The organism is Paenibacillus oleatilyticus (assembly GCF_018998565.1).
GTDB classification, from domain to species: Bacteria; Bacillota; Bacilli; order Paenibacillales; family NBRC-103111; genus Paenibacillus_G; species Paenibacillus_G oleatilyticus.
In genome coordinates this window covers 1-4,019 of sequence record NZ_JAHNZO010000064.1, presented here as the reverse complement: position 1 = coordinate 4,019, position 4,019 = coordinate 1, and the positions used below count along the sequence as shown (strand labels likewise).

The 4,019-nt window shown below is 58.2% G+C and carries 1 protein-coding gene; it reads left to right on the top strand.

Annotated elements, in window-relative coordinates:
- Positions 1-4,019: condensation domain-containing protein (locus tag KQX66_RS36270; protein ID WP_216798370.1), on the top strand; the 4,019-nt coding region annotated here is incomplete at both ends.

Sequence of the window (4,019 nt, the reverse complement as noted above, 5' to 3'; positions counted from 1 at the left end):
CCGGACGGGCGGCTTGAATATTTGGGGCGGATCGACCACCAGGTGAAAATCCGCGGTTACCGGATCGAGCTGGGCGAGATCGAAGCGAAGCTCCTGCAGGTGGAAGCGGTGCAGGAAGTGATCGTAATCGCGAGGGAAGACGGCCAAGGCCAGCAGCAGCTCTGCGCGTACTACGTGGCAAGCGAGGAATTGGCGGCAAGCGAACTGCGCCAAGTACTGAGCGAAAAACTGCCAAGCTACATGGTGCCGGCGCACTTCGTGCAGCTGGAAGCGATGCCGCTGACGCCGAACGACAAGATCGACCGCAAGGCGCTGCCTGAACCTGACGGCAGCGGGCAAACCGGCGCAGATTACGCGCCGCCGCGTACACCGGTGGAACGTTCCATGGCAGCCATCTGGCAGGCCGTGCTTGGGACGAGCGCGGTCGGCATCCATGACAATTTCTTCGAGCTGGGAGGCGACTCGATCAAGTCGATCCAAGTGTCCTCCCGCTTGCTGCAGCAAGGCTACAAGCTGGAAATGAAGGACTTGTTCGCATATCCGACTATCGCAGGGCTCAGTCCTTATGTCCAGGCAATGGGCGCCAAGGCCGATCAAGGAGCAGTGACTGGAGAGGCTCCGCTAACACCGATTCAGCACTGGTTCTTCGAGCAGAATTTTGCCGAGCCTCACTACTTTAACCAGGCCTTGCTGCTCCACCGGGCAGAGGGCTTTGAGGAAGCGGCGCTTCGTCAAGCCTTCGCGAAGCTGATCGAGCATCACGACGCGCTTCGTATGGTATACAAAGCGGCCCCGGACGGCTTCACCGCCTGGAACCGGGAGGTGCATGAAGGCAAGCCGCTTGAGCTGAGCGTGTTCGATTACCGGGATGCGGATCATGCCCGCGAACTGGTGGAATCGAAAGCAAGCGAGCTGCAGGCCGGTATCGATTTGCAGGAAGGACCGCTCCTGAAGCTTGGTCTGTTCCGCTGCGCGGACGGGGATCATCTCTTGATCGCGATCCATCACCTCGTGATCGACGGTGTATCGTGGCGCATTTTGTTCGAGGATTTGAAGACGGCTTACGAGCAGGCTGTTCAAGGCGAAACGATCCGGCTGCCGCATAAGACCGATTCGTTCCGGACATGGAGCGAAGAGCTGCGGAAGGCGGCAGCTAGCGACGAATTGCAGCGGGAGCTGGCGTACTGGCGCGACCTGGAGAAAGCGGAAACGGCTGTACTGCCGAAGGAAGACGGACAGGCCGGCGGACTCACGCTCGCCGACAGCGGTACGGTGACGGTAGAATGGTCAGCCGAAGCAACCGGGCAGCTGTTGAAGCAAGCAAACCGCGCCTATAACACGAATGTGAACGATCTGCTGCTTACCGCTCTCGGCCTTGCCGTCCAGGATTGGACCGGGCAAGAGAGGCTGTTGATCAGCTTGGAAGGCCATGGCCGCGAGGCTGATGCCATCGGCATGGAGCTGGATCTGTCGCGGACGATCGGCTGGTTCACAAGCCAGTATCCGGTGCTGTTAACGGTAGAAGGCAGCCAGACGCTCGGCAAACAGATCAAACGGGTGAAGGAAGATCTTCGCCGCATCCCGCGCAAAGGTATCGGCTACGGCATTCTGCGTTATTTATCGGAGCTTTCGGAGGCCGAACGTCTGCAACTGGAACCGGAGATCAGCTTCAACTACTTGGGCCAATTCGATGAAGATTTGCAAAACGGCGCTTTCGGGTTTTCCCCGTATTCGAGCGGACAGTCTGTGAGCGCACAAACGGCGCTGCAGCATGCGCTCACCTTCAACGGCATGGTATCGGGCGGCCGGCTGACGATGACGCTGCTGTACAACGCCAAGGCCTTCCGTCTGGAAACCATCGAACATGTAGCTCAACTGCTGCATGACCGTCTGGTCGAGGTGCTGGAGCACTGCGTGACGAAAGAGCAGGCCGAGCTGACGCCAAGCGACGTGCAGCGGAAAGGCTTGACCATCGACGAACTGGAGGAACTCACCCGGCAAGCCGAGCAAACGGGCGAAGTGGAGAATGTGTACGCGCTCACGCCGATGCAGAAAGGCATGCTTTTCCACAGCCTGCTTGAGCCGAAATCGGGAGCATACTTCCAGCAAGCCACTTTTGAGCTGGTCGGACGCTTTGATGTCGGAGCTTTTGCCCAAAGCCTGGAGCTGCTGGTACAGCGGCATACGGTGCTGCGCACGAATATTGTCAACGATTCGAGGCAGGAGCCGCTGCAAATCGTGTACAGGTCGAAAGCAAGTGAGTTTTATTTCGAGGATGTGCGTGGTCTTGGCGATGCCGAGCAAAGGGCTTATGTCGCCGCCTTTGCCGCCAAGGACCGGGCCAGAGGCTTTGATCTCGCAGCGGATGCGCTGATGCGGATCGGGATTCTCCAAACGGGAGATACGGAGTATTCGTTCGTATGGAGCTTCCACCATATCGTGATGGACGGCTGGTGCATATCCTTGCTGTACCAGGAAGTGTTCGGCGCTTACTTTGCTATCCGCCAAAAGCGCGAGGTCAAGCTGCCGCAGGTCACACCTTACGTCCGTTACATGGAATGGCTGGATAAGCAGGATGCAGACCAAGCTGCGGCTTATTGGAAGGAGTATTTGTCCGGGTATGAGCAGCATACGGATTTGCCGAACCGCAAGACGGCCGATGCCAAGCAGCGCTACGAGCTGGAAAAAGTGTCGCGCTTAACTGGCAAGCCGCTCAGCGCAGCCCTGCAGCGGACAGCCAAGGCGCATCAGGTCACCATCAATACGCTGCTGCAAACGGCATGGGGCATTGCGCTGCAGCGCTACAACAACAGCACCGATGTCGTCTTCGGCAGTGTTGTATCGGGCCGTCCGGCAGACATTCCGGGCGTGGAGGGGATCATCGGATTGTTCATCAACACCATTCCGGTGCGTGTCCAAAGCGGGGCCGGCGAGAGCTTTGCCCACATGCTGAAACGGGGCCAGGCGCAGGCTATCGAGTCGAACGCTTACGATACGTATCCACTCTACGAAATTCAGGCGCATACGGCACAAAAGCAAGATTTGATCAGTCATCTTCTGATCTTTGAAAATTATCCGCTGGATGAAGAAATGGAACGGATTGGAGAACGCAGGCCGGATACTTTCGAAATCCGTAACGCCCGGATGAACGAGCAGACGAATTATGACTTCACCGTTACGATCATGCCCGGCGCGGATATCAGGATCGACTTCGGCTACAATGCGGTTGTCTATGATCGCGAGGATGTTGAGCGGATACAGGAGCACTTTATTCATCTGCTGGAGCAGGTTACCGCAAACCCGGATGTGTTGGCAGACAAGCTGGAGCTGGTGACAGCGCGAGAGAAAGAGCTGCTGCTGAACAGCTTCAACGACAACACGGCGGAGTATCCGCGGGAACAAACGATTCACGGCTTGTTCGAAGAGCAGGTCCGCCGCTTGGCGGAGAGGATTGCCGTCACTTGCGGCAAAGAGCATATGACGTACCGCGAGCTGAACGAGCGGGCCAATCGTTTGGCGCGGACGCTGCGCGCTGAAGGCGTTGGCGCGGACGTGCCGGTGGCGATCATGGCTGAGCGCTCGCTGGAGATGATTGTCGGCATCTACGCGATTCTGAAGGCGGGCGGTGCTTACGTGCCGATCGATCCGGAGTATCCGGCCGAGCGTGTCCGCTACATCGTCGAAGATTCGGGGGCCCGGTTGCTGCTGACACAGAGCCGCTTCCTGGACCGCGTGCCGGCGGAGCTGGAAGGCCGGGTTCTTGATTTGAACGAGGAGGCTGTTTACGCCGAAGATGCGACGAATTTGCCCCCTGGTTCCGGTCCGCGCGACATGGCTTACGTGATCTATACGTCGGGCTCGACCGGCAAACCGAAGGGCGCGGCTATCGAGCATCATTCCGTACTCAACCGTATCCTGTGGATGCATAAGCGCTACCCGCTTGGCGAGGCGGACGTGATTCTGCAAAAAACGACCTTTACGTTCGACGTGTCGGTGTGGGAGCTGTTCTGGTGGGCCAT